The organism is Emergencia sp. 1XD21-10 (genome assembly GCF_009936045.1).
In the GTDB taxonomy this organism is placed as follows: domain Bacteria; phylum Bacillota; class Clostridia; order Peptostreptococcales; family Anaerovoracaceae; genus Senimuribacter; species Senimuribacter intestinalis.
In genome coordinates this window covers 183,542-210,301 of the sequence record NZ_QWEQ01000007.1, presented here as the reverse complement: position 1 = coordinate 210,301, position 26,760 = coordinate 183,542, and the positions used below count along the sequence as shown (strand labels likewise).

30 protein-coding genes and 1 pseudogene are annotated in these 26,760 nt (G+C 44.0%); 23 read left to right on the top strand and 8 right to left on the bottom strand.

Translation table 11 applies throughout. From position 1 onward, the window contains the following. Positions 1-229 precede the first annotated feature (229 nt). The 3 genes from D1151_RS06070 (at position 230) to D1151_RS06060 (ending at position 3,462) form a co-directional block, all read left to right on the top strand. Positions 230-643 carry a DUF3842 family protein gene (locus tag D1151_RS06070; protein ID WP_160201550.1) on the top strand — a complete coding sequence of 138 codons (414 nt, stop codon included), beginning with the start codon at positions 230-232 and terminating at the stop codon, positions 641-643. Between the two features lie 117 nt (positions 644-760). Next, complete coding sequence (locus tag D1151_RS06065) at positions 761-2,614, top strand: sigma 54-interacting transcriptional regulator (RefSeq protein ID WP_160201551.1); 1,854 nt, start codon at positions 761-763, stop codon at positions 2,612-2,614. 14 nt (positions 2,615-2,628) lie between these two features. Then, entirely contained in the window at positions 2,629-3,462 is an 834-nt protein-coding gene (locus tag D1151_RS06060) for a M55 family metallopeptidase (protein ID WP_160201552.1), read from the top strand. Between the two features lie 297 nt (positions 3,463-3,759). Here D1151_RS06060 and alr read toward each other — a convergent pair whose 3' ends face one another. Both alr and D1151_RS06050 read right to left on the bottom strand, forming a co-directional pair. After that, a complete protein-coding gene (alr, locus tag D1151_RS06055; RefSeq protein WP_161908302.1) occupies positions 3,760-4,881 on the bottom strand; it encodes an alanine racemase in 1,122 nt (373 codons plus the stop codon). 2 nt (positions 4,882-4,883) lie between these two features. After that, on the bottom strand, positions 4,884-6,080 hold the full coding sequence (locus tag D1151_RS06050) for a M20 family metallopeptidase (protein ID WP_161908301.1): 1,197 nt from the start codon (positions 6,078-6,080) through the stop codon (positions 4,884-4,886). A gap of 141 nt (positions 6,081-6,221) precedes the next feature. On the opposite strand from D1151_RS06050, the gene D1151_RS06045 reads away from it, so the two are divergent. Further along, the gene (locus D1151_RS06045) at positions 6,222-7,172 is read left to right on the top strand and encodes a dipeptidase (protein ID WP_161908300.1); all 951 of its coding nucleotides are present in this window, start codon (positions 6,222-6,224) and stop codon (positions 7,170-7,172) included. A gap of 5 nt (positions 7,173-7,177) precedes the next feature. Further along, on the top strand, positions 7,178-7,366 hold the full coding sequence (locus D1151_RS06040) for a hypothetical protein (protein WP_160201556.1): 189 nt from the start codon (positions 7,178-7,180) through the stop codon (positions 7,364-7,366). On the opposite strand, the gene D1151_RS06035 is transcribed toward D1151_RS06040, so the two are convergent. The 3 genes from D1151_RS06035 to D1151_RS06025 form a co-directional block, all read right to left on the bottom strand. Then, positions 7,359-7,928 (bottom strand): M15 family metallopeptidase, encoded by a 570-nt coding sequence (locus D1151_RS06035; RefSeq protein ID WP_161908299.1) that lies wholly within the window; start codon positions 7,926-7,928, stop codon positions 7,359-7,361. The genes D1151_RS06040 and D1151_RS06035 overlap by 8 nt on opposite strands. A 20-nt stretch (positions 7,929-7,948) precedes the next feature. Further along, positions 7,949-8,557 (bottom strand): hypothetical protein, encoded by a 609-nt coding sequence (locus D1151_RS06030; protein WP_161908298.1) that lies wholly within the window; start codon positions 8,555-8,557, stop codon positions 7,949-7,951. Positions 8,558-8,828: 271 nt separating this feature from the next. Further along, complete coding sequence (locus D1151_RS06025) at positions 8,829-9,299, bottom strand: hypothetical protein (protein ID WP_161908297.1); 471 nt, start codon at positions 9,297-9,299, stop codon at positions 8,829-8,831. 251 nt (positions 9,300-9,550) lie between these two features. Between D1151_RS06025 and D1151_RS06020 the strand changes: the two genes are divergently transcribed. From D1151_RS06020 to D1151_RS05945, 16 genes and pseudogenes are all read left to right on the top strand, one after another. After that, the gene (locus D1151_RS06020) at positions 9,551-10,270 is read left to right on the top strand and encodes a nucleoside recognition domain-containing protein (protein WP_160201560.1); all 720 of its coding nucleotides are present in this window, start codon (positions 9,551-9,553) and stop codon (positions 10,268-10,270) included. Between the two features lie 12 nt (positions 10,271-10,282). Next, positions 10,283-10,816: a spore maturation protein gene (locus tag D1151_RS06015; RefSeq protein ID WP_160201561.1), complete on the top strand. Its 534-nt coding sequence runs from the start codon at positions 10,283-10,285 to the stop codon at positions 10,814-10,816. A gap of 17 nt (positions 10,817-10,833) precedes the next feature. Next, positions 10,834-11,754, top strand: a complete 921-nt coding sequence (locus D1151_RS06010) for an LD-carboxypeptidase (protein ID WP_161908296.1) — start codon at positions 10,834-10,836, stop codon at positions 11,752-11,754. Positions 11,755-11,774: 20 nt separating this feature from the next. Then, the gene (gene lysA, locus D1151_RS06005) at positions 11,775-13,055 is read left to right on the top strand and encodes a diaminopimelate decarboxylase (protein ID WP_161908295.1); all 1,281 of its coding nucleotides are present in this window, start codon (positions 11,775-11,777) and stop codon (positions 13,053-13,055) included. Positions 13,056-13,242: 187 nt separating this feature from the next. Beyond that, complete coding sequence (locus tag D1151_RS06000) at positions 13,243-13,641, top strand: hypothetical protein (protein WP_160201564.1); 399 nt, start codon at positions 13,243-13,245, stop codon at positions 13,639-13,641. After that, positions 13,638-14,465: a diaminopimelate epimerase gene (gene dapF, locus D1151_RS05995; RefSeq protein ID WP_161908294.1), complete on the top strand. Its 828-nt coding sequence runs from the start codon at positions 13,638-13,640 to the stop codon at positions 14,463-14,465. Before D1151_RS06000 ends, dapF begins: the two co-directional genes overlap by 4 nt. Continuing rightward, a complete protein-coding gene (locus D1151_RS05990) occupies positions 14,462-14,707 on the top strand; it encodes a hypothetical protein (RefSeq protein ID WP_161908293.1) in 246 nt (81 codons plus the stop codon). Before dapF ends, D1151_RS05990 begins: the two co-directional genes overlap by 4 nt. Before the next feature lie 36 nt (positions 14,708-14,743). After that, positions 14,744-14,884, top strand: coding sequence for a hypothetical protein (locus D1151_RS05985; RefSeq protein ID WP_160201567.1), 141 nt, complete (start codon positions 14,744-14,746; stop codon positions 14,882-14,884). A gap of 12 nt (positions 14,885-14,896) precedes the next feature. Continuing rightward, entirely contained in the window at positions 14,897-15,154 is a 258-nt protein-coding gene (locus tag D1151_RS05980) for a hypothetical protein (RefSeq protein ID WP_160201568.1), read from the top strand. An 89-nt stretch (positions 15,155-15,243) separates the two neighbouring features. Further along, positions 15,244-15,990: pseudogene (locus tag D1151_RS16850) on the top strand (sigma-E processing peptidase SpoIIGA); the annotation flags it as partial. Between the two features lie 82 nt (positions 15,991-16,072). Continuing rightward, a complete protein-coding gene (gene sigE / locus D1151_RS05970; protein ID WP_160201570.1) occupies positions 16,073-16,780 on the top strand; it encodes an RNA polymerase sporulation sigma factor SigE in 708 nt (235 codons plus the stop codon). 174 nt (positions 16,781-16,954) lie between these two features. After that, positions 16,955-17,728 carry an RNA polymerase sporulation sigma factor SigG gene (gene sigG, locus D1151_RS05965; protein WP_161880230.1) on the top strand — a complete coding sequence of 258 codons (774 nt, stop codon included), beginning with the start codon at positions 16,955-16,957 and terminating at the stop codon, positions 17,726-17,728. A 586-nt stretch (positions 17,729-18,314) separates the two neighbouring features. Then, entirely contained in the window at positions 18,315-19,601 is a 1,287-nt protein-coding gene (locus tag D1151_RS05960; RefSeq protein WP_161908291.1) for a triacylglycerol lipase, read from the top strand. 151 nt (positions 19,602-19,752) lie between these two features. Further along, positions 19,753-20,943, top strand: coding sequence for a bifunctional phosphopantothenoylcysteine decarboxylase/phosphopantothenate--cysteine ligase CoaBC (gene coaBC / locus D1151_RS05955; protein ID WP_161908290.1), 1,191 nt, complete (start codon positions 19,753-19,755; stop codon positions 20,941-20,943). 125 nt (positions 20,944-21,068) lie between these two features. Beyond that, positions 21,069-21,908 (top strand): putative manganese transporter, encoded by an 840-nt coding sequence (locus D1151_RS05950; RefSeq protein WP_161908289.1) that lies wholly within the window; start codon positions 21,069-21,071, stop codon positions 21,906-21,908. Between the two features lie 8 nt (positions 21,909-21,916). Then, entirely contained in the window at positions 21,917-22,366 is a 450-nt protein-coding gene (locus tag D1151_RS05945; RefSeq protein WP_243151168.1) for a Fur family transcriptional regulator, read from the top strand. 147 nt (positions 22,367-22,513) lie between these two features. On the opposite strand, the gene D1151_RS05940 is transcribed toward D1151_RS05945, so the two are convergent. Continuing rightward, positions 22,514-22,942, bottom strand: a complete 429-nt coding sequence (locus tag D1151_RS05940) for a helix-turn-helix domain-containing protein (protein ID WP_161908288.1) — start codon at positions 22,940-22,942, stop codon at positions 22,514-22,516. A gap of 190 nt (positions 22,943-23,132) precedes the next feature. Here D1151_RS05940 and D1151_RS05935 point away from each other — a divergent pair, with 190 nt between their 5' ends. Next, positions 23,133-23,825 carry an iron-sulfur cluster assembly scaffold protein gene (locus D1151_RS05935; protein ID WP_160201575.1) on the top strand — a complete coding sequence of 231 codons (693 nt, stop codon included), beginning with the start codon at positions 23,133-23,135 and terminating at the stop codon, positions 23,823-23,825. Positions 23,826-23,836: 11 nt separating this feature from the next. Further along, positions 23,837-24,835, top strand: coding sequence for a GGGtGRT protein (locus D1151_RS05930; RefSeq protein WP_161908287.1), 999 nt, complete (start codon positions 23,837-23,839; stop codon positions 24,833-24,835). Positions 24,836-25,065: 230 nt separating this feature from the next. Here the strand turns inward: D1151_RS05930 and D1151_RS05925 are convergent, their stop codons facing one another. Next, a complete protein-coding gene (locus tag D1151_RS05925; protein ID WP_161908307.1) occupies positions 25,066-26,256 on the bottom strand; it encodes a site-specific integrase in 1,191 nt (396 codons plus the stop codon). Positions 26,257-26,333: 77 nt separating this feature from the next. Next, the gene (locus D1151_RS05920; RefSeq protein ID WP_002347229.1) at positions 26,334-26,537 is read right to left on the bottom strand and encodes an excisionase; all 204 of its coding nucleotides are present in this window, start codon (positions 26,535-26,537) and stop codon (positions 26,334-26,336) included. Positions 26,538-26,760: the final 223 nt, after the last annotated feature.

Genomic DNA, 26,760 nt, shown 5'->3' with positions numbered 1-26,760 from the left:
GTGGCAAATATCGTTGAGTTTGTGTTATACTGTTCATGACGATAGGGTTCCTTTCAGATATGTTTTTTGTGGTGATTGACATTCTAACAAATCCTATCGTCTTTTTCTATAGGCAAGTGTCACATCAATTGTAACTCTACAAAGATAAAAAATATTATAAACGTATATCGTTGCTTTTCCTCCAAGATGTGGTAGAATAGTACTGATAAAAGGCATTGAGGGAGGAACCATGCGTTTTCTAGTAATAGACGGACAAGGCGGCAGATTGGGAAAGCTGCTTGTAGAAGGAATCAGAAGAGAGTTTTCACGGGCGGAGATTATGGCGGTGGGAACCAACGCTGTTGCGACGGCTACTATGCTAAAGGCTGGGGCTGATGAGGCTGCAACAGGAGAAAACCCGGTCATAGTAGCAAGTCAGCGGGCGGATATTATTGCTGGACCTATCGGTATTGTCATTGCAGATTCGCTTCTTGGAGAAGTGACACCTGATATGGCAGTTGCCGTAGGGCAAAGTCATGCAGCTAAGGTGCTGGTTCCGATGAACAGGTGTGATAATCTGGTGGCAGGCGTAAGTATGCTGCCGGTCGGAGAGCTTGTAGAGGACGCCATTATTAAAATAAAAGAAGCAGCTGACAATATGTAACAATCTGACAGGGTGTCGATAGAATACGTTATCGGCTACCCTGTTTTTTGGTAAGACAGTTTTGGCTTGATTCTTGCATAAGAATAGAGCGGGGATTAAAGAAGGAAGGGAAAAAACATGCACAGAAGTAATGTGAAAGAGGCTATCGAGCTTCTGATGAACAGTATGAATCAGGGCATTATTTTTGTTGACAGCGAAGGAAAAATACAGCTTTGCAATCGCAAGGCCAAAGAGACAACGGGGATTATCATTAATGCAAAGACAGGACATGATGCGGGGCAGATTTGTGAAGGTGATATTGTCGTTATTGCGGACAACAAGCTGGGTGATGACGATGGTCTGATGGGCAGAGAAGAATTGACGCTTCTCAATATCAATGATGCCGGTATCCATAGAGGAGACATGCTGGTAGCGGTCGGTGTTTACAAAAATAAGAAGATTGAACCGCAGTACAAATATATCAGAGAACACTCCCTGAATGTCCCTATGAAACTGGACGTGAATTATTGGGGATTTCATATTCAGGCCATTATTGACACAGGAAAAAAAGAAACGCTGATTTCTGTCAATGACATGGTTCACAGACTGAGATATTCTAATTCCGTTGGAAACGTTGTAATTATTGACGGGATTACCGGTAATATTAAATTTTTTCAGGCAAAAGGGTATAGTGTCAGACAGGAAGATTTAGGCTATTTGCTACGCGGTGCAACCTATCAGGCAAAGAGCGTAGAGGACACGGATGTGGATGTGACAGGTCAGCGATTTTGGGATTTGTTTCAGCAGTCACCTTTGACAGAGAAACTACAGCTTGTACTGGAGGGTACGGAGGAAAAGGTTTATAATCAGCTTTATGAAATCAATAAAAGACCTTTTAACTGCAGCATTGTAAAGTGGACCGATGAAGATGAGGCTGGCGCTGATGGAGCCTTTTTGCTGCTATCGGATGCTTCACATCTGGAGAGACTTTTGAGCGAACGTGATCAGATTATTCAGCGAATTGAAGAACAAAATACGATAGGGGGGATACAAAACCTTGACTATCCAGAAGACGCTTTTTCTGGCTTTGCAGGCAAGAGCAACAAGGCGCGGGAAGTCAAATATATGGCGTGGAAAGCGGCTAAAAGCAGATTTAATGTGATTATTACCGGAGAAAGTGGGACCGGTAAATCCAAATTGGCGAGGGAAATTCATTCTATCGGCATGCCCGGCGCACCTTTTGTGGAAGTAAACTGTAATGCTATTGCACCGACTTTATTTGAAAGTGAACTGTTCGGATATGTGGGGGGTGCTTTTACTGGTGCAAAAAATGAAGGAAAGACAGGATTCTTTGAGGCAGCCAACGGCGGCACGATTTTTCTAGACGAAATAGGTGAAATTCCGCTGGATATTCAAGTGAAACTGCTTCATGTACTGCAGAACAAAACCATTTACAGAGTCGGCTCTTCCAAGCCGATTAAAGTGGATGTGCGTGTGATTGCAGCGACTAATAGAAATTTGGAAGAAGAAGTTTCGCTGGGCAGATTCCGCCAGGATTTGTTCTATCGTATCAACGTATTTCCTATCGAGATCCCGTCTCTTAGGGAAAGGAAAGCGGACCTTTATCTTTTGATTAATCAGATTCTGGAGAAGGTCTGCGATACTTATGGACTGGAACAAAAACAGTTTTCTGGTGAAGCTTTACAGAAATTGATTTCCTACAACTGGCCAGGTAACGTGCGTGAACTGGAAAACGCAATTGAGCGTGCGATTACCCTGTGTGAGTCCAACATTATCTATTCGGAGCATCTGCAAATCGGAAAGGGAAATATTCCTGTGACTATGAAGGAGATGCTGGCAAAGGAAGAAGCCCGCATTTTAGAAATGGCTTTGATTAAATACAATGGGGATAAACAGGCGGCGATGGAGGAACTTGATATGTCCAGAACGGTTTTCTATGACAAGCTAAAAAAGTATAACATAAAATATTAACGGAGGAATTAAGTATGAGGATTTTTATTTCAGCGGATTTGGAAGGCATTAACGGAATCGTTGCACCGGAAGATGTTGAAGAGGTGGGGGCAGGTTATCAGCAGGCAAGAATTTTTATGACGGAGGAAGTAAACGCAGTTGTAGACGGTGCTTTCGCAGGGGGTGCTACAGAAGTGGTAGTCTGCGATTCTCATAATATTTCTCAGAATATCAAAGTGGAAATGCTGGATGAAAGGGCGCAGATTACCAGAGGGGACACCCGCAGAAATTCTATGGTTCACGGCCTTGATGAGTCATTTGACGGATTGATTTTGGTAGGTTATCATGCTAAATTCGGCACACAGAATGCAATTTTGGATCATACCTTTAATCCGGCAACTATCAGAGATTTAAAGGTCTCCGGCATGAGTGTAGGCGAGCTTGGCATGAATTCTTACTTTGCAGCAGAAAAGGGTGTGCCCCTTCTCATGGTGACAGGTGATCAGGCACTGGAAGCAGAGGCGAAGACTTTTGACCCTGAAGTGGAGACTGTAGTCGTAAAATATGCAGAGGGCAGATTTTGTGCAAGATGTCTGCCGAGAACCCAGACTCAGAAAATGCTGAGAGACACTGCGGAAAAAGCGGTCAGAGCTGCTAAGAGCAGAAAGCTGGTTGCTGTACCTGAAAAGCCGGAAATGGAAGTGACCTTTCAGCAGGTGAATTTGGCTGATGGGGCAATGCGCGTACCTGGTACTAAGAGAATTGATTCTATGACAGTGGGAATCAGCGCAGAAAACATGGATGAACTGATGGCATTGCGCCAGATTGTTTTCGGTGCAGGCAGTGATTTCTATAACTCTTTGTTCTAAGTGATGCAGGGAGCGCTGTGCTCGCAAGATCGATTTGCTACTGTGTATGCATAAATTTAGTAAAATCCCTTAAAATATGCACGTTTATCTTTGCAGGTGTGCATATTTTGAGGGATTTTCAGTGAAATATGCAGATTGAGACGATAAAAGGCAGTCAACTCGAAAGATAAAATCGAATTGACTGCCTTTTTCTGCATATATTTAGTCTTTTTTTGAGAAATATGCACAGCACTGTGCATATATTTGGCAGTTTCATCTAAAATATGCACGTGCGCCAACACCTGTAAGCAACAAGGGTTATTTACCAATATAAACCCTTGGCGGTCTTGCGGTCAGTCTTGCAATAATGTCATTTTTGTTGGTGCCGGACAGGGACGCTGCTTCTGCGATAGTCATGGAGCCGTCTTTTCCATCTCCGTAGATGATAGCTTCCATACCGCAGCAGACATCCGGCACATCGGTGACATCCGCCATACACTGATCCATGCAGATAACGCCGACGATAGGCGCCCGGGCGCCGTTTATAATGACATAGCCTTTATCTCGGAGGTTTCTTGGATAGCCATCGGCGTAGCCGAATGGCAGGGTTGCGATGATGCTGTCACGCTCCGCCTTCCAGAGATAATCGTAGCTGAGACCTTCACCTGCGGGAATTTCATGGAGCTGAGAAATTGCTGTTTTAAAGGTTAGAATTTGCTCTACGTTAATATCCGCGTATTGAGCGCCTTTCATACCGTAAAGCAGAGCGCCCGGACGCACCAGATTCATGCGATACTGCGGATAGTCCACGCAGGCGATACTGTCTGCAATGTGCTTGTAGCGGAACTTGCAGCCTATGGCTTCTAGTTTTTTGATAAAGTCGGTGAACTGCTGGTACTGCTCCTCGTCTTCAGAGAGACCGGCGAGAGCCAGGTGGCTGAAAATCCCCTGTACTGCAAGATGAGGAACTTTGAAAATATCGGAGATTTCTGCTGCGAATTCATCAGAAGGACATTTTCCAAGACGGTGAAAACCGGTGTCCACCTTGATATGAACGCAGGCGGTTTTGTCAAGAGAACCTGCCAGTTGTCCAAGCTTCTCAGCCTGTTCGATGGACCAGATGGTCTGAATGATATCTTTTTCTACAACCCAGTGGAGCAGCCTGTCAGGGGTATAGCCCATGATGAGTACTGGGTAGCCGGGATATGCTTCTTTTAACTCTAAAGCCTCGGTCAGTGTGGCAACCGCCAGGGCGGAAGCGCCGCATTCCATCAAAGTCTGTGCGATGGCGCAGGCGCCGTGACCGTAGCCGTTGGCTTTGATAACCGGCATGATGTCGACGTCAGCGCCGACCATCTCCTTGATTTTAGTCATATTACCAGCCAGCTTATTTAAATCGACGACAATTTGTGTGTCGCGAAGGATTTCTGTATTTGTCATGTTTATGCTTCCTCCTCTAAAATTTTCAGTACGCCGGCGATTTGCACCAGCATGCCTGTGCGAATACATTCCTCATCCGGGTGAAACAGCTCGCTATGAATCGGGTGAGCGAAGTCTTCTCCAGGTTTTCTGATACCGATATTATAGTAAAGTCCGCGGCTTTCATGACAGAAAAAAGCAAAATCGTCAGCACCCAGGCTAGGCTTTACAGTCAATTTTACCTTGTCTTCTCCCAGCATTTCCTTGGCCGTTGTCATCACGCTGTCGAAGAGCTGCGGGTCGTTTTCCAGCGTTGGATAGCTGCCGGAAAAGCTGATTTCGCAGCTTGCACCGTAGGATGCAGCGATTCCCTCGCAAAGTTCTTTGAGGTAGGTTCGCAGCTTATCCATGTTTTTCATATCTAGGGCGCGCATGGTGCCGGAGAAAACAGCTTCGCCAGAGACGATGTTTTCTTTGGTGCCGCTGTTGAATTTTCCTACGGTAATCAGCACCGATTCAGCTGGGTCGATTCGTCTTGTAATGATGGACTGCAGGCTGGATACCATGGTGCAGGCAGGAAGCAGGGCGTCAATGCCATCGTTAGGGTGTGCACCGTGGCAGGATTTTCCCTTTACTGTAACGAAAAATTCGCTGCACGCGGCGTTCATGGAGCCAGGAATAAATTCTACGCTGCCAGCATCGGTGCCGGAGTCTACATGAAGTCCCAAAACTGCGGAAATAGCTGGTTCATTCAGGCAGCCTGCTTCTATCATCTGGCGAGCACCGCCGATGGTTTCTTCAGAAGGCTGGAACAGAAGTCTAACAGATCCGGGTAAATCTTCCTTCATATCGTTTAAAACTTTTGCTGTGCCAAGAAGGATTGCGGTGTGAATATCGTGGCCGCAGGCGTGCATAATATTAGGATTATTCGATTTAAATGGGATTTCAACCTTTTCTGTAATGGGAAGCGCATCGATATCGGCACGCAGTGCCACACCCTTGGTTTTGTTCTTGCCGTAGATAACGGCGGAGACACCGCAGCCTGCAATATCCTTTTCGTAAGGAATCCCCATTTTATCTAGCTGCTCGCAGATAAAACGGCTGGTTTCGTATTCCTGCTCGCTGAGTTCGGGATACATATGCAGATGACGGCGCAGTGAAACAGCTTCGTCATAGACTGAATTTACTTTGTTTTTGATTTCTTCACTTGTATATTTCATGGAACCCTCCGTAATCAGTTTTCTTTTCTGATTACTATTCTTATGCAAGTCTTGTGCCGATACAATTCTTATGATATAAAAAGGTGGCACAATTTTTGCTTTTAGTATATGATAGATGTATAATAAATGGAGGAAGATAAAATGAAAATAGTAGATATGCATTGCGACACACTTCTTGAAGCATGGAGAAAGCCGGAACTGGATTTTTATAATGCTGATCTTTCCATCAACGTGGAATTGTTAAAGGAAAATGACAGTTTAGCGCAGTTCTTTGCCATGTACATATCCAGAAGCGAGATGAAAACGATGGATCCTTATGATATCATCAAGGGGATGTACGCTCGTTATCAGCAGGTTATGGAAGCAAACAAGGCACACATCAGACCGGTTTACACTGTGGAAGACATTATGAAAAACAAGGAAGAGGGTATTTTATCTTCTTTGTTGACCATCGAAGACGGTGTATTCTTGGATGGAAAAATGGAAAGACTTCACGAAGTTTACGATATGGGAGTAAGACTTTTGACTGTTCTGTGGAACTTTGAAAATTCTGTTGGTTTTCCAAGCAGCGACAATCAGGAAGAACACCTGCGCGGTCTGAAACCGTTTGGTATTGAAGTAGTAGAGGAAATGAACCGTCTTGGCATGGTAATCGACGTATCTCATCTGTCCGAAGGTGGTTTCTACGATGTTGCAAAATACAGCAAGAAGCCGTTTGTTGCTTCTCACTCCTGTGCAAGAGCCCTTTGCGGACACAGACGTAACCTGACTGATGATCAGTTGAAAACCCTGGGCAATGCAGGCGGCGTTGTCGGCGTAAACTTTAACGGACCATTTTTAAAAGATGACGAAGAAGCACCGAAAATCGACTGGATTGTGGAGCACCTGTTGTACATGAGAGATAAAGCTGGTATTGAATCTATCGGATTCGGCTCCGACTTTGATGGAATTGATGATAACGGTGAACTGGTGAACTATGCTGGCTTTGGTAAATTAATCGGCGCTATGGAAAAACACTTCACTTGTGATGAAATCGATTTAATTAGCAGCGGCAATGCACTGCGCGTTTTAAAAGACGTAATCGGGAGGTAATTTTAATGATTAAAATCCTCATCGGCCTTGGGATTATTGCACTGTCTTTTGTATATATCATGAAGAATCATGACAAGAGCATGATGCAGAACTTATTAGAAAAGAAAAGTGCCAAGGCGAAAGCCTGCATGGAGCAGGAACAGATGCGGGCAGACAATGGAAATGACAACAAAAATGAAACAGAGACTATCTAGGGATAGTCTCTGTGTATCTTACTGGTACTGAATTTCTATCATAGAAATGCCACCATTCGCCGCTGTAAGGACTGAATCCTGCGCGAACCATGATGTCGCGCAAATATGTAGCATTTTTAAGAGCCTCGCCGGAAGTCGTCTGACAATCCAGGCGGGCTTTTTCTGTAAAGTCGTCAAAAGCGCTTGGCATGAGGATGTCATTACCATCCATGTCCGTTAAGGTTACGTCAACGCACTGACCGTTCATGTGGGAGTTCTTAAACTCTGTAATGGTCTCCATGTCCGGTGGATAGGCGACAAAGTCATTGTCGGGAAGCAGATCCCAAAATCGCTGCTGGGCGCTTGTTGGGCGGAATGCGTCCCAAACTTTCATGCGATAGCCATCTTTCTTTGCTAAATTCTTGGCAATAATCAGGCGCTTAGCCGTATCCACATCGATATAGCATTCAGGAGAATCATAGACGATGCTGCCTGTAAAATTATCTGCTGTTGCGTAGACCAGTTCGATGATGAAATCGGGGTCCATATCTAATAGTCTTACTAAATTGCCATATTGTTTCATTGTTTTGATAGTCTCCTTTTTTAGTGATTTTGGAGCAGTACGATACATACGGTCAGTGGGGTAGCGCAGTTCATAAATACGATGACCGCGAGGAAGCCATATGCGATGGTGACAAAATTCCATTTCTTTTCGTAGCCAGGCAGAACGTGAAAACGCTTGATAACACGCATGCCGGGCAATTCTTTTAACATTTTGTAAAACTTGTTAATCTGTATGGCTTCGATTTTTCCGTCTCTAAAAAAGGGCAGGAAGAAGATTGGCTTCGCACTTTCAAAGTTGTCGCCGTCTTTTGCGTAAAAGCTGACGCCTTTGGTATCAAATACGGCAACCTGCGCTTCTGAAAAATCCAAGCTGCGACTTCTTTTCAAAAGACTGTTGTGGTAGGTCAGCCTCTTTTCGTCATAAGTGCTGTAGCAGTATTTGTGACCTCTGAAGAGGAAGACAATCAGGGCGAAGATTACAAGATACATAACGAGAGTTAATGGAATGTTGGTCGCCTGGTAATAACCGTCAATCTTGAAGATAATAATTTCTGCCATAATCAAAAAACGAAGCAGGACATAGACAAAGCATACGCCGAATAAAACCTGCTTGGCAAGATTGGTGTAATGATACTGAATTTTGTACATAATGATTGATCCTTTCTTTGGGCTTTTCCTATATAAAAAGCCGAGTGCTATTTCCTGATGAAACAGCATATAGTTCTATACTATGATAATAGTAGCAAGAATCATGCCTAAAAAAACTTCCTGAAATGAGGATTGCAACAGTGTTAATTATGAAATTGTCCGGATTTACGGATTATAAGTTCTAAATATAGGACTATTTTGGGGAGTATTGTAAAAAATTGTAAGAAAAAGACCTGCGATTTGCAGGTCAGATTTAAAAAATAGAAATATTTTATAATAGTGACTGAAGCTGAGTAAGTCCCTGCTTCAAATTACAAAATTGCTTATATGTAATCGTTACAGGATAATATATAAATTGCTGGTCATTTTTGGTGGTAAAGACGACCTTTGCTCCAGCAAGGACGGAACTTTCCGGATTTGCAATGGGACCATCGCTGTTGTAAAGCTGAACGGATTCTAAGTCAGACAGGGAAAACTGCGGTGCTCTGAGCCCATTTCCACCTGCGGCGGCAAATATCACCTGACCGTTTTGTACATCGACACCTGCAGTCGCGACGCCGCGAAGAATCAAAAGGCTGATTAGGGCGAAGCAGGCAAAAAGGATAAGCGGTACAATCCACAGCTTAGAGCCGCCGCCTACCTGTCTGAAAAGGCTGTACGCAAATCCTAAAATACTGATAAAGATTAATATACAGGAGGTAATAAAACCTCGCTTATTAATGACTGAAAAATGTCCTTGCATGAAATGATCTCCTTTATTTTGTTTTGCTGGAAGCTTCCTTCCAAGCATATATACAAGCAAAAATCGTGCCTGAATGAAAAGAATTGGCATGAATATTGCTCTATAGATTTTCGCCAAGTGATTTAAGAATTATTTCTTAGTTTTATGAAAGGCTGCAGACTGTACCATAGAACTTTGAAATGAAATTTAAATCAGCAATTATTAAGAATCGTGTAGTACCTATACGCATTTTTGAAGGAGGATATTTAATTATGATGAATTACATTTGGGTGGCATTTGTTGTCATCGCAGTTATTGCCGGCGGCGTAACTGGTAACATTGAGGCAGTTCTGAACAATGTCTTCGACTTTGCACAGACTGCTGTTGATATCGCACTAGATTTAATTGGTATCATGACTTTCTTCTGCGGTTTGATGAAAGTAATGGAAAGAGCAGGTCTTTGCGAAAAGCTTGGTAAAGCAATCGCACCAGTTATGCGCCTTCTGTTCCCGGAAGTTCCGGCAGAGCACCCTGCTAACTCGGCAATGGCTCTGTACTTCGCTGCTAATATCTTAGGTATCGGTAACGCTGCTACTCCGTTTGGTCTGAAAGCGATGGCTGAACTGCAGACATTAAACCCTACTAGGGGCATTGCTACTAATGCACAGTGCATGCTGATGGCAATTTCTACAACCTCTATTACTCTGATTCCGGTAACCGCTATGGGTCTTCGTTCTGCAGTACAGACACAGGGCGCTGCTGAAATTATCGCACCGGTTATCATTGCAACCGCTATCTCCACTATCGTGGGTGTTACTTGCACTATCTTATTCCAGAAGATGAAGAGATGGAAGTGGGAAAACGTAATCGAAAAGGAAATGGCAGCAGGCACTCTGGAAATCAACGAAGAGTACATCGGCGACAATCCGATTGTTCTGCCGGAAAATTATGTTTCCGTTAGCTCTAAAGACGGCGGAAGAGTTTCATTCTAAGGAGGTAAGAACATGACAGCAGTATTAGAAGCGATATCCATTTGGGCGATTCCAGTTGTTGTTGCACTGGTAGCCTTTTACGCAATTTGTAAAAAAGTTCCTGTATATTCTGTATTCACAGAAGGCGCAAAAGAAGGCTTTTCAACAGCCATTATGATTATTCCTTACCTGGTAGCAATGCTTTGTGCTATCGGTATGTTCAGAGCATCCGGTGCAATGGATTTCATTTGCGACCTGCTTGCTCCTGTAACTAACGTAATCGGTTTACCATCCGAAGTTCTGCCGATGGCAATCATGAGATCTTTCTCCGGCGGCGGTGCAGAAGGTATGATGGCAGACCTGTTAGCTCAGTACGGTACTCAGTCCCAGATTGGTAGAATTGCCTCTGTTGCACTGGGTTCTACTGAAACCACTTTCTATGTAGTAGCTGTATACTTCGGTTCTGTAGGAATCAGTAACACCAGACACTCCATCGCAGCAGGTCTTTTAGGCGACCTGGCATCCCTGATTGCAGCAACTCTGATTGTTAACATCATGTGGTTCTAATAGAGGGTGAGATACAAATGCGTTACCCAAAAAAATTAAAAAAAGGTGATACAGTAGGTCTGATTTGCAGCAGTTCCGCAATTGGAACTGATAGAATTGCAGAGTGTAAAAAGGCAGTAGAAGATCTTGGATTTCAGGTAAAACTGGCAGATAACTTAGACCAGGATTATGGCGGATATATGGCAGGAAGCGGCAAGACCCGCGGTCAGTGGGTGAACAAAATGTTTGCGGATCCTGAGGTAGACGGCATTTTCTGTATTCGCGGAGGCGATGGTGGAAGCCGTGCTATGGAGTACATAGATTTTGATCTGGTAAAAGCGAATCCAAAGGTTTTCGTAGGCTACAGCGATGTGACCAGCTTACATCTTGCGCTGAATCAGCAGTGTGACTTGGTTACGTTCCATGGACCTATGGTATCTTCCAATATGGTAGATAGTTTCGATGAAGAAACAAAAGCGTCGTTTTTTGCAGCGCTGGAGGCAGAAGATACATACGAGTTCTGCAATCCAAAGGGCTGTGAGATAGACGTCATGAAAACAGGTAAGGCATCCGGCAGATTGATTGGAGGGAATCTCTCCCTCCTTTCTGCCGCCATTGGAACGCCTTATGAACCGGACACGAAGGGTAAGATTTTATTCATCGAAGAGGTTTGTGAGCCTGTAACGAAGATTGAGAAGTGGACATACCATTTAAAGAATGCCGGAAAGCTGGCAGACTGTGCGGGGATTATTCTGGGACAGTTTACGAAAATTGTCAATGAAGAATGCCCAGCCTATGATGTCTACAAGTGTTTGGAAGAAATTTTTGAAGACCTTGACATTCCTGTAATGTACAATGTAGAGTCAGGACATGGAAAGCCGATGATGACACTTCCGATGGGTGCACTTTGTACCATGGACACAGAAAAGAAGAGTATAGTTTTTAAGGTAGAAAGATAGCAGAATTGAGAGGCAAGATAATGGTGAGAGAAATAAAAGAGCATACATTATACATTGATGGATGCAGCACTGTAGAGCTTGCGCAGAAGTATGACACACCATTGTATGTCTACTCTGAGCGCGATATTGTAAACAGATTTAGCGAACTGCGCAGAGATTTCGTGGAGAAATATCCAGGAACAAGAGTTGCCTATGCGGCAAAGGCTTTTTTCCCTCTGGCAATGGCTAAACTGGTAAAAGACGAAAATATGTGTGTAGACGTGGTATCCGGCGGTGAGCTGTATACCGCAATAAAAGCGGGTTTTCCTGCTGAACGCATTGAGTTTAATGGAAATAATAAGCTGCGCAGCGAGCTTGAACTTGCTGTTGAGTATGGAATTGGAAGAATTATTGTAGACGGACTTTCTGAACTTGCAATGATTGAAGAAATTTGCAAGGCGAAGGATAAGACAATCAAAATACTCTTCCGAGTAACTCCTGGCGTGAAAAGCAGCAGTCATGACTATATTGTCACCGGAAAGAAGGATTCCAAATTCGGAATTCCTCTCGATGACGATGTGATTATGCCACAGATAAAAGCCGCAATCGATTCTCCATATGTAGAGTTTTATGGACTGCATTTCCATGTGGGTTCTCAGCTTTTAGATAATGATTCCCATCTGCAGGCGCTGGAAATCATCTTAGAACTGGCTGGAAAAATTAAAGATACCTATGGAGAAACAGTAAAGGAACTCAATCTGGGCGGTGGATTTGGCGTGACTTATGTAGATGAGAAACGACCGCCGTACAGCTATTTCCTTGATCCAATGATGGAAAGAATTGATCAGTGGTTTACAGAAAAAGATCTGCCTAAACCGCTGGTAGTCATCGAACCGGGCAGAAGCATTGTTGCTGAAGCCGGAGTTAGTCTTTATACCATCGGAAGCATTAAGGATATTAGAGACATCAGAAAGTATGTTTCTGTTGACGGCGGTATGACTGACAATATCAGACCGGCGCTTTATCAGGCGGAATATACCGGCGTTATCGCAAACAAGGCAGACGCTGAAAAAACTGAAACTGTAACAGTTTGCGGAAAATGCTGCGAATCCGGTGATATTCTGATTCATGACTTAAAGGTTCCGACTCCGGAAACAGGAGACATCTTTGCCATTTATTCCACAGGCGCATATGGATACTCTATGGCAAGCAATTACAATAAGAACCCGATTCCTGCAGTGGTATTCGTCCGTGACGGACAGTCCCGCGTTGTAGTGAAACGTCAGTCTTATGATGATATGCTGATGAACGAACAGCTTTAATGTAAATGTAAAACACAGGGCAACCGTAACGAAACAATCCTTTCTTTGCGGTTGCCTTTCCTATTTTTGTTATTTAGGAGATTGAACTTCTTTGAAGAAATGATAGAAAACTTTCAATGTAGTGAAGCAACAGTTTTTCTTGCAACTCTAAGGAAACATATGCTATACTGCAATTAAGGAGAAACGTATGGGTAATTTTAAACGTGACACGGCAAGTATGTATGATATTCCGCAGCGTTTTGCGGATACGACTTTTACGATATGTCCATTTTGTAAAGAAAAAAATCCGAAGTGGCTGACTCGTGATGAGTGGAAACTTTTGGACAGAGAATACTATTTTAAGTGTCCGGCTTGCGGCAGCGTGATGAAGGCTGCACAGTCAGATGTGACAGGCTTGTCCTTTACTACGGCAACTATGGCAGGGCAGTTTAAGAAGTTTAAAGGAAAGGAAAACCGAACGGTTTATATCAAGGTTGAGACGGTTGGAATTTCTGTAAGAAGTGATGAAAACCGCAGGCTTGAAGGCGCAGAGCTTTCTCTTGCGGAGCTTAAAGGTTTAGCAATGAAAGAGGAGGCAGCAGAATGAAATTTACGAAAATGCAGGGCGCAGGCAACGACTTTATCGTCATTGATAACAGAACTTTGAATTTGCCTGTGGAAACCCTTTGTGATATAGCAAGAACTCTTTGCCCGCGGGCAATGGCGGTGGGGGCAGATGGTCTGATGGCGGTTGTAGAGCCCAAAGCAGGGGGCGACTTCGGCATGATTTTTATCAATGCTGACGGCTCTATCGGCGAAATGTGCGGAAACGGAGCAAGATGCATCTGTAAATACGGCTATGAAAAGGGTATCGCAGGAGAGTCCATGACTGTGGAAACCACAGCGGGACCAGTGTACGGCAAGAGGCTTTCTGCTATGGATTATCAGATTCGCTTAAACGATGTGACAAAGCTGTCTCTTGATGTGAATTTGAATGCCCTCGGTAATGTTTGGAATACTGCTTATGTGGAGCTTGGAAATCCGGGACTCCCTCATCTGGTGGTGGAGTATCCGGGTCTTGCAAAGACGGAACCTGCGGCGATTTGGGAACTTGGAAAAGCGTTGCGGGAGCATCCGGATTTGCCCAAGGGTGCTAATGTGAATTTTTATGAAATCACAGAGAATGGAACGATTTTTGAACGTACCTTTGAACGGGGCGTAGAGGACTTTACTTATGCCTGCGGAACGGGAACCGGCTCTGTGGTGACCGTTTTATCGGAGAAGGGACTGGTTTCTGGCGACCATACGGCGGTAGAGATGGCTGGAGGCACTCTTTATGTAGATGTAATCAGAGAGGGAGGCAAGGTAAAAGACCTTTACTTAAGCGGCCCGGCGGTTATTGTTTATGAGGGAGAAAGGGCGGAACTATGAGCAATAGGGAAACGCAAGAGTACATCAAACAGTTAAAGAAGAAAAATCGCTGGAAATCGGCAAAGGAGTACTCTGATAAGGAAGTTGCAGAGTATGTAGAGCGCCGCAAACATGACTACCGTTCCAGAGAGGAAATCGAGGACGATGAGCGCTGGGAAAAGGTCAAAGGGAAGCTGATTTTGATGCTGTTTGCTGCGGGAGTACTTCTATTAATTGCGTTTTCTTTAAAAGAGATTATGTAGCTGTTGGCGGAATCAGACCTAAAGGAGGTATAGGGGATGAAGTATTCAAAGAGATGGAAAATCGGGAGGACGATACTTGCATTCTTTGCGCTTATTATGGTGGCGGAGATTCTATATGGCATTGCGGCTGGTTTTGGGGAATTTATCAATTTTTGTAAAGAATTTATTGGCGTGTAAGCGGGAGGAATTATGCGGGAATACATACAAAATGCATTTAGGAAGATGGACAAGGATGCTTTTTTCAAGGCTTCTGTCAGAAAGGGTACAGAAGAATATCTGGCGCAGAAAGCACGCGAGAGTGCTATGACAGAAGAGGAACGCAGGCAGGAAGCTGAGCGCGAAATGAAACGTCACCGCAAGGGAAAATGCATGGTGGCAGTTTATCTTATTCTGGTTTTTGCAGCGGGCATTTCGCTGGTTGTGTTAGGTGCGCGGGGAATTATATAAGAATATTTTTCTCTGACGACTGATTTTGACAAATTTTACACGCCTTTTTCGCTATACTTGATAAGTACCGGCGAAGGAGGCGTTTTTTATTGGTCGTTTATGGGGAATATCTTTTTTTAGAGAACTTTATAACAGGTGGGATTATACTGTATTTTACTGCAAAGGCGGCAGGGGAGCCATTTAGAATTCTGCGGGGAATTTTGTGCAGTCTGTGCTGCGGGGCGTACGCCTTTACTATGTTTATAACAGTATCGCCCCTGCTTGGATTTCTTGGGAAAATAGGATTTGTGCTGCTGATTTCACTGCTTGCTTTTGGGAAAAAGTCTATGAAAAGGGTGCTGCTTTTGGGGGCGCTTTTTTTCACAGTGACAATCCTTTACGGCGGTGTAGCTATTGCCTTTCTTAGTATGTTTTCCTGGGAAGGGGCGGTTTCCGCAGGGGGCGTATATATGCCGGCTGCAACCTATATGACGATAACGGCGGCAGCATCCTTTGGGGCGCTTTTCATTAGGCTGGTACTAAGTCTTGTAAAGGAGCGAAGAAGGCAGATGAGGACGGAAGTTACGGTAATTTTGCAGCTGGGAGAGGTTAGCTGGGAATTGACGGGATTTATTGATTCGGGGAATTTTCTTTCTGAGCCGTTTACAGGAAAGCCGGTGGCTGTGGTGCGCAGGGAGGTCATGGAAAAACTGCTGCAGACCATGGAAATGCCGCAAGCGAGGTATACCGCCGTGCCGTACCACACCGTAGGAACAGAAAAAGGAGTGCTGGATGGCTATAGAATTGATGCCTTGACAGTGCTTTCGCAGACTGTAAAAAAACCGGTTCTGGCAGTTTGCGAGGGAAAAGAATTTTTATCAGGGGGAAAAGGAAACGGACAGATACTTTTGCCGGAAAGTATGCTGGAAAGGGGTATTTATGCAGATTTTAAGGACGATCAGGGAATTTTTGCAGAGAGTGTTTCGAACTTCGGGACGCGGGTGTTTTTACATAGGGGGAAGCGATGTGCTGCCGCCGCCTCTTGCCAGAGACGAGGAACAGAAAATGCTGCAGGAGTATGCCAAGGGGAGCCAGGAGGCGAGGGCGGTACTTATCGAGCGGAATCTGCGCCTGGTGGTGTATATCGCCAAGAAATTTGAAAATGCGGGGATAAATGTCGAAGATTTAATTTCAATTGGGACGATAGGATTAATCAAAGCTGTCAATACTTTTAAAATAGATAAGAACATAAAGCTAGCCACCTATGCGTCTCGCTGCATTGAAAATGAAATTCTTATGTATTTGCGCAGGGATGTGAAACGAAAGAGCGAGGTATCTCTTGACGAACCTCTCAATGTGGATTGGGATGGCAATGAGCTGCTGCTTTCTGATATTCTGGGAACGGAAAATGATATCGTCAGCACCAGACTGGAAGAAGAAGTAAACAGGAATCTTTTGTATCATGCGATGACAAAGTTAAATGAGCGGGAGAAGCAGATTATGGATATGCGCTTCGGTCTGAAAAATGGTAAAGAGATGACCCAAAAGGAAGTAGCTGATGCCATGGGAATTTCTCAAAGTTATATTTCCAGACTGGAAAAGAAAATTATTGAGCGACTGCAGAAAGAGGTGCAGAAACTGGGATAAATTGCTGGGCATTTTTTATACCTGCCAGTGCAAGCTATGAATAGGAAATACATACTTTAATTGATGAAACAGCTGCATTTTTGCATTTTCGGCAAATCAGTATTAGCGGCAGATATGTGTGCGGCAGGGATTTTTTCAATTGAAGTGGAAATCTTGATAGAACAGGCTGGTGGAATCATGGCGAATAAGGTTGAAATATGCGGTGTCAATACGGCAAAGCTTCCGGTGTACAAGGACGCCGAAATGCAGGAAATGCTTCGTGCAATCAAAGCGGGAGATGAACAGGTCAGAGAAAAATTTATTACGGGAAATTTAAGGCTGGTTCTAAGCGTTATTCAGCGCTTTAACAACCGCGGTGAAAATCCCGATGATTTGTTTCAGGTAGGTTGTATCGGGCTGATTAAAGCGCTGGATAATTTTGATTTGAGTCACGGTGTGAAGTTCTCCACATATGCTGTACCGATGATTATCGGCGAAGTACGCAGATATTTGCGCGACAACAACAGCATCAGGGTTTCCCGTTCTTTGCGGGATATTGCCTACAAGGCGCTGCAGGCGAAGGAGCGGCTTTCTAATGAGCTTTCCAGAGAGCCATCTATTACAGAGATTGCTGAGGATATTGAGGTGGAACGGGAAGATGTAGTGCTGGCTCTGGATTCCATTCAGGAACCGGTCTCTCTCTTTGAGCCGGTATTCCACGATGATGGGGACGCAATTTTTGTAATGGATCAGGTGCAGGATACGAAGAATACCGATGAACGCTGGATTGAAAACATTTCCTTGTCGGAAGCTATGAATAAACTCTCTCAGAGAGAGCGGCACATTTTACAAATGCGTTTTTTTGAAGGAAAGACTCAGATGGAGGTAGCAGAGGAAATCTCCATCAGTCAGGCACAGGTATCCCGCCTTGAAAAGAATGCATTGAAGTATATGAGAAAGTATGTTTAAAGTTAAGATTATATTTATACTTTTAGATGTTTATCGGCAAGCAGCAGCATATGCTGAGTAAATCGAACTAAAATCGTTCTGCACCATTTTTCTTGAAAATACCCTGAAAGGTGCATTTTTCAAGAGAAAAAATCGACATCCGCACCATATATGACGAAATGAGGTCTCATGGTGCGGATTTTTTTATTTAAGCATTGAAACAAGTGAAATTTCTGGAATTAAATGGAATATTATGGAATATGTATGTTGGTTTATGGATATATATCCCTAAAATGGGGTGAAAATTTAAGAATTTATTCTGCGATATAGTTTCTGGCGCACCATTGTCTTTCATGGAGCGTCATATGGTGCAGCATAGAGACTGCAGAAATGCAAAAACGCACCATTGACTCATATTTATCCTAAAATGGTGCAGTTTTGGATAATACATAGAAAAATCATGGCGAAAACAATTTCTTTATTATGATAAAAAAATAGAATATAATGATATAGAAATAACTCCAATCATATAAAGAATGCTGCTTTGTACGAAAGGATAGATGTGATAGCAGCAATGACATTTTAACAAAGAAAGAGGACTTCGGTTATGGAAGAATTATATTACATTATTATATTTTTGCCGATACTGGCTGCTATCTGGTTTATAATAGTGCCTCTTGGCGTGCCGAGGCGAGGCAAGAGCGAGTTTGAGAGTCGAATCATCAGACAGATGTATTGCGGAACGGTGCAGCTGCGCGTGTTCTTATGGACTTCTGCAGCGTGCTGCCTCATTGGATTCAGCTGGATTTTGACCGCCTGGCCCGGCTGGTGGACAGTAATACCGATAGGTCTGATTTGCGCAGGGATAGAGACTCTTTTGTTCTGGTGCGGCATGATACGGATTTATCTAACATCTACGCAGCTGGGCATGAAATGGAGGCTGGTTGCCGCCTTTACCGGATTAATTCCGGTGGTAAATCTGCTGGTTTTGTTGAAACTAATTAACCTTGTACAGCGAGAGGTGGAAACAGAAACAGAGAAAGCTGAGCTGAACCGAGTGAGGGCAGAGAGCGAAGTTTGTCATACAAAATATCCGCTGCTTTTGGTGCATGGCGTGTTTTTCAGGGACTTTAAATATCTGAACTACTGGGGCAGGATTCCGAGAGAACTGCAAAGAAATGGTGCGAAAATTTTTTATGGAAAACAGCAGTCGGCGGATTCAGTAGCGGACTGCGGAGAAGAGATTGCGGCAAGAATTGAAGAAATCTGCCAGAAGACTGGAGCAGAAAAGGTTAATATCATAGGACATTCAAAAGGCGGTTTGGACAGCAGATATGCGCTTGCGATGTGCGGAGCGGCGCCGCGAATTGCATCATTGACTACTATCAATACGCCGCATTGCGGCTGTAAATTCGCAGAGTGGCTGTTTTATCATGTGCCGGAAAAGGTTAGGGGAAAAATTGCAAAGACCTATAACCAGACAGTCAAATATCTGGGCGATCCGAACCCGGATTTTCTAGCGGCTGTTATTGACTTGACAGAAAGTGGCTGCAAGGCTCTTAATGAGAAGATGCGTGAACCGGAGCAAGCGGCAGTGCAGGAGTATGGAATTTACTGCCAAAGTGTGGCATCGAAAATGAACAGAGCCGGATACGGAAAGTTTCCATTGAACTTGACCTACCGCTTTGTGAAACTTTTTGACGGAGCCAATGACGGACTGGTATCGGTTGAATCCATGAAATGGGGAAGCCGGTGCATTGAAATTCAGGCGGAGGGCAAACGCGGCGTATCCCATGGCGATGTGATTGATTTGAACAGAGAAAATATTCCCGGCTTTGATGTGCGAGAATTTTATGTGGAATTAGTGAAGGATTTGAAGGCGAAAGGATTGTAAGAACGAATTGCCCATTCTGACTGGGCGTAATGGGACTGCAGTAACGAATAATTGACAAATCATCGACAATCGGAGGTTCTTTCTTCTTGTTTTTTCTGAGGGTATGGCGTATACTGATAAGGAAAACTACGAGTATCTTAAGGAGAAAACTATGCTAAAAGATAAAACCGTTCTCTTAGGTGTCAGCGGCGGCATCGCAGCGTATAAGTGCGCAGCGCTTGCCAGCAGTTTGGTAAAGGCAGGGGCAGAGGTGCATGTGATTATGACTGCACATGCGTGCAATTTCATCAATCCTATCACCTTTGAGACGCTGACAGGAAATAAATGCGTTGTGGATACATTCGATAGAAATTTTCAGCACAATGTAGAACATGTGGCACTGGCAAAGAAGGCTGACGTGTTTCTGGTGGCGCCGGCAACTGCTAACGTGATGGCGAAGTTAGCGCTCGGTCTTGCAGACGATATGCTGACTACCACTTTTTTGGCGTCAACCTGCCCGAAGATTGTAGCACCGGCGATGAATACGGCGATGTACGAGAATGCAATCACACAGGACAATATAAAGATTTTGCAGCATTATGGCATTGAAGTGATTACACCTGCCACTGGTTACCTGGCCTGCGGTGATACGGGCAGCGGAAAAATGCCAGAGCCTGAGGTGCTGTTTCAGTATGTTGAGAAGGCTGTTGCAAGAGAAAAGGACATGGTCGGAAAGAAAGTACTGGTAACGGCAGGGGCTACCAGAGAGTCCATGGATCCAGTTCGGTTTATCACCAATCATTCCAGCGGAAAGATGGGCTTTGCTATTGCAAAGGAATGTATGCTCAGAGGTGCAGAGGTGACTTTGGTAAAGGCAGCGACTACAGCGGTGCTGCCTATGTTTATAGATACAGTTTCTGTAGAAAGCGCAGCAGATATGTTTGAAGCGGTGATTTCGCGAAGTGCAGAGATGGATATCATCATTAAAGCTGCTGCGGTCAGTGACTATACCCCGATCAATGTCAGTGATCAGAAGGTAAAGAAAAAGGATGGCGATTTGTCTATTCCGATGAAAAGGACGCAGGACATTTTGAAGCACCTTGGTGAACATAAGAGGGATGGACAGTTTCTCTGCGGTTTTTCTATGGAGACAGAGAATATGCTGGAAAATTCTAAGGCAAAGCTGCTTCGCAAGAATGCAGATATGATTGTGGCAAACAACCTGAAGGATGACGGTGCAGGATTTGGCACTGACACCAATCTGGTGACACTGATTACAAAAGATGAAGTACGGCAGCTGGAACTGATGGGAAAAGACCAGGTAGCAACGGCTGTGGTGGATACTATATTGGGACAATTGTAATGATAAATGCGGCACACCCATGATTGCCATGGTGTGTGCTGTTTTTATGCCTTGACTTTTGGCATAGCGGGGTGCTATAATATAAAATGCAAATGAGTTGCAAATTTAAATTGAAAGAGGAGCATATGACAGAAGTTTTACTAGACGCACTAATGGATAGTTTACGGTTGATACCGTTTCTTTTTTTGACTTATCTTGTCATGGGAATTTTGGAACGAGCAACTGGCAGCCACGCCAGAGGCATGATTCAGAGAGCCGGAAAGTTCGGACCTGTCTGGGGAAGCCTTCTGGGAGCATTTCCGCAATGCGGCTTTTCTACCGCAGCCTCGTATTTCTATATGAATAGAGTGCTGACTTTTGGCACGCTGATTGCGATTTATATGTCAACCTCGGACGAAATGCTGCCGATTTTGATTTCGCAAAAAGTGCCGGGAACTGTTATTGTAAAGATTCTGCTGACCAAGGTTATCATTGCCATGATTAGTGGTTTTTTAGCAGAGATATTGTTTGGATTTATGGCGCGAAGAAATAAGGTTTCTTCTGAGTTCGAACTGCCTGCGGAGCCATGTCATTGCGGCACAGGCGTGCTGGCTGATGCAGTGCTGCATACTGTAAAAGTTTTCTTTTTCCTTTTCTTGATTTCTGTCGCAATTGGAGGCGCCATTGAGCTAGTCGGAGAGGGGAATCTATACAGGATTTTTTCCAATGTGCCAGTACTTGGGCAGGCGGTTTCCGCCCTTGTGGGGCTGATTCCAAACTGTGCGGCGTCAGTGGTGATTACACAGCTTTATTTGGATGGCATCATCGGTGCAGGGCCGATGTTCAGTGGACTTTTAGTCAGTGCAGGCATGGGGCTTTTAGTGCTCTTTAAAGAAAATAGACATTTACGCGAAAATATGACTATTGCAGCGGTGCTTTACATCTTTAGTGTAGTCTGGGGTATCATAATTGAATTTTGCCTATAGGGAGGATAATGATGACTAGGCGAAGCGGATTAGAATATAAGACAGGGGCCAGGGCTGGGATTTTGTCCTATCTGAAAGAGTCGGGGCAAAGGCCCGTCAGTGTCAGTGAAATTCATGCCCATATGCAGTCGGCAAATCATCCGGTTAACGTAACGACTATTTATCGTTATCTGGAAAAATTAGAAGCTGACGGAAATTTAATCAAATATATGCCTCAGGCGAATGGCGAGAGTACAAAGGCGACCTATCAATATGTAGAACGGACTCACAAATGCGATGAGCATTTACATCTGAAGTGTGTGGCATGTGGTGTTGTTGAGCATCTGGACTGTCACTTTATGGAAGAGATTGCGAGCCATGTTGCAAAGGATCACGGATTTCAGCTACAGTGTAAAAATTCTGTGATTTACGGCTTTTGTGCAGGATGCCGCAGAGAAAAAGCGGTCATAGAAAAGTAAATAGGACTAAAGTTTGATTGACTTCTACAGATTAGATATGATAAATTCTGATTGTGGACAAACGATCCATATAGTATTATGTTATAGGTTGGAATATAGCCTGTGCGCATTGCACAGGCTATATTCTTTGTGTTTGCAGGCGTTCTTCTATAAAGCGGTGCGATAGGATGGGACTTCGCCGATATCTTCTTCCAGAATAAGCTGTTTGGATCTGGTAATCAGTTTTCTTTTTCCTTCAGGAGACAACTGATTATACAACTCCAGCAGATTGCGCTGCTGTTTGCTGCAACGGTCTGCGAAAATCACATCATTGACAAGTTTCTGGGAGTCCAGCTGTAAAATTGTATCTACACTGATATGATAAAAATCCGACAGAAGAAGCAGAACATCTGCGGTAGGAAGCCGTTCGCCGTTTTCCAGTAAGGCATAAGTACATCTTGACATGTCCAGAGCTTTCGCAAGTCCAGTCTGCGTATAGCCGAAAAGGCGGCGTAAGTATCCGATATTTGCTGCGATTTGTGCTTGTGTTTTTGCGTCCATAATGATTTGTTCTTCCTCCAGATAAAATGTTTTCATATAAATAGAGTCCTAAAGGGCAGCAAAAAGTTTCAACTTTTTTACATTAAGTCATCATAACAGAAAAATTTCTTTGTGATTTAGGGGGATTGACCTTCATCATCGTCGAAGATACAGTTAAAACCAGTTGAATAAATGCGCTGCCGATGATATACTAAAAGAAGTAACGAAACTTAAGTGGAGGTAGAAGATGATTTATACAAAAGAAGTCGAGAATATGTGTATCGTTGGAAGAGATGCAAATCACGGACCAGCGCCTATTCCCGAAGAAGGCAGATGGGTGCAGGCAAAAGAAATTGCAGATATCTCAGGATTGACACATGGTGTCGGCTGGTGTGCGCCGCAACAGGGTGCATGCAAATTAACCCTCAACGTTAAGGACGGCATAATCCAGGAAGCTCTGATTGAGACGCTGGGATGTTCCGGCATGACTCATTCTGCAGCCATGGCAGGAGAAATTCTGGTCGGAAAAACAATCTTAGAGGCATTAAACACAGACCTTGTCTGTGACGCAATAAATACGGCGATGAGAGAACTGTTTTTACAGATTGTATATGGAAGAAGTCAGTCTGCTTTTTCAGAAGGCGGACTTGCTGTCGGTGCAGGACTTGAAGACCTGGGTAAAGGCACCAGAAGCCAGGTTGGCACTATTTATTCCACTGCGGCAAAGGGTCCTAGATATCTGGAGCTGGCAGAAGGATACATTTTAGAGGAAGGTCTTGATGAGGATAACAATATCATCGGCTATAAGTATGTAAACATCGGTCGTATGATGGACTTTATCAAAAGTGGTGTGGATCCAATGGAAGCTATTGAGAAAGCCAGCGGGGTTTACGGCAGATTTAACGAAGCTGTCAAGAAGATTGATCCGCGTAAGGAATAGGAGGTGCCGGGATGGAATTATTTGAAAACTACGATAGAAGAATCGCCGGAATTGAAGCGGCGATGAAAGAATATGGAATCAAGGATTTGGAGGAAGCCCGTAAAATGTGTACCGATAGGGGTTTCGATCCTTACGAAATCGTAAAGGGAATTCAGCCTATCTGCTTTGAGGACGCCTGCTGGGCATATGTCCTTGGTGCAGCTATCGCAATGAAAAAGGGAGCTGTAACCGCGGCAGAGGCGGCAAAGGCAATCGGAGAAGGCCTGCAGGCATTTTGTATTCCTGGCTCTGTAGCGGACGACAGAAAGGTCGGAATCGGTCACGGCAATCTGGCGTCTATGCTGCTCAGTGAGGAAACCGAGTGCTTTGCATTCCTTGCAGGTCATGAATCCTTTGCGGCGGCAGAAGGCGCAATCGGTATTGCAAATTCCGCCAACAAAGTCAGAACAAAACCTTTGCGAGTAATTTTAAATGGTCTTGGCAAGGACGCGGCGCTGATTATTTCCAGAATCAACGGCTTTACCTATGTGCAGACAGACTTTGATTTCTTTACTGGGGAGCTGAAGGTTGTCAAAGAAACACCGTACTCCAAGGGGGACAGAGCGAAAGTAAAATGCTACGGCGCTTTTGATGTAAGGGAAGGCGTAGCAATTATGCACCACGAAAATGTGGACGTGTCCATCACTGGTAACTCCACCAATCCAACCAGGTTCCAGCACCCGGTTGCAGGCACTTACAAGAAGGAAAGAGTCCTTGAAGGAAAGAAGTATTTCTCTGTTGCATCCGGCGGCGGTACAGGCAGAACTCTGCACCCGGACAATATGGCAGCAGGTCCTTCTTCCTACGGCATGACAGATACTATGGGAAGAATGCACTCTGATGCACAGTTTGCAGGCTCTTCTTCAGTACCTGCACATGTTGAAATGATGGGATTTTTAGGTATGGGAAATAACCCGATGGTTGGCGCCAGCGTGGCTGTAGCGGTAGCTGTACAGGAAGCATTCAAATAAATATGTAAATTGATGACGCAGGAGTTTCTGAAAAAAACTCCTGCGTTTTTATTCAAAAAACTTACTAAATTTCTGATTATCTTTTCATAAGTTGGTAAATGCCGATATATCCCGTATTTTAGGGCTTTATCGGTATTTTCTTTTTGGAAGATACCTTGCATAAGCTGGCATTTACCAGCATGAAAATGCAACCAAAAGTAGTAAATGAGTAGTAAATATAAGCTCCGATATTAACAAGCCAGTCTTTCCAGTTCCGCTTTTGCAGATTGAAATGTACCGTGTGCGTAATAGCCAAGTGTCATGGTTATGTTAGCGTGTCCCATGAGATATTGCAGAGTGTTTGGGTTCATTCCTCTGTTTGCCATATTCGTACAGTAAGTATGTCGGAATGAATGTGGTGTGATGTTCGGTAACTTGTCCGTGTGATACTTGTTATACTTCTTAATCAGTCCTCGCACCATGCCCTCATAGTTTCCTGCAACTTTAGGCAAGCCCTCACGGTTTAAGAATAGGAAATTGCTGTAACCACCTACAATCAGCGGTTGTGCCTTTCCTCTGTTTTTTAGTATTCTTTGGATTGCTTGATAAGCCCGTTCTGTCAATGGAAGTTCCCGTTTTCCGTTTTTGGTCTTTGGTGTTTCAATATAGTAGCCGATTTCGCTATCTTTCAATAACTGGTGGTCTATATTGAGTATTCTGTTCTGCATATCAATATGCGTCGTCAGTCCGCAAAATTCAGAAATGCGAAGTCCCGTGTCCAGCAGAAGTACAACCTCATCATAATACTTGTTATAAATCTTGTCCGTTTCCATAAAGGCAAGCAGGTGTTTTTCCTGCTCTGGTGTAAGGATAACTTTCTGCTCCGTATCATCTTCCAGAACATCACTTAGCTTAAATTCAAACGGGTTCTTTCTGATACAGTCGTCTTGTATCGCCATATAAAATGACGCTTTCAAGGAACGCTTATAGTTATCAATCGTTTTATAGGCATATCCTTTTTCACTCATTCTGATAGCCCATTCTTTAGCGTCTGACTGTTTGACGGTATCAATTGCCCTCATACCCAACGGGTCATTTTTCAGAGCGTTCATAAGATACTGTCGTCCTTTTTCAGTAGCCCTCTTGATGTTCTTTCTTTGACTGTTCTTTTTCTCGTAGAGCTGGCAGACTGTCATTTTACCGCCGACTGTGTTGATACCGTCGTTAAGGTCTTTTTTTATCTGTGCTTCTTTTTCCCTCAACGATATATCATCACGCTTTCCAGCAGGTGTCTTGTCTGTCGGTACAAGTTTCCAAGAATAGATAAACTGTGGCTTTCCGTATATATCGGTATATTTATAAACGTATCTTCCGTCTTTTCTCTGGCTCTCTCCATTACGCAAATTGCGATTTTTACTGTCTTTTCGTTTCACATTAGACATAGTGTAAAGCTCCTTTCCGTCATGGAATGAGCCGTGATACGCTACATTTACTATACCATATTTACGGCTCAATGACATTAGATTTCGTCCAATGTATCTATGATTTTTTCAAATTGTTTTCGCTTAATCTGAATACGATTACCGTTCACGATAACCCAGCCAGCGTCAAGATTTTCTTCGGCTAATTTACGCAACTTCTTTTCGCCAATACGGAAGTATTTGGACGCTTCTTCTATCGTCAGCGTATATTTTTCCCAGATAGGCACATCAGTATTGTTCATAATCTATGCACCCCCTTTACTGTGTGTCATTTTTTGCAAGCAGGCAGACGGCTTTGGAAAGCTCCGTTAGTATCTCAACTATTCCCATTCTTGTGGGCAAAACCGCACCATGCGGACGTATCATTATTCTGTGAGGATAGGTCGTGGCAAAGCGACTTTTCCAACAGTCGCTCTCGGATCACTGCGTGGGTCGCTCGCTTTCTTTTGGAAAGGTCGTGGCGTA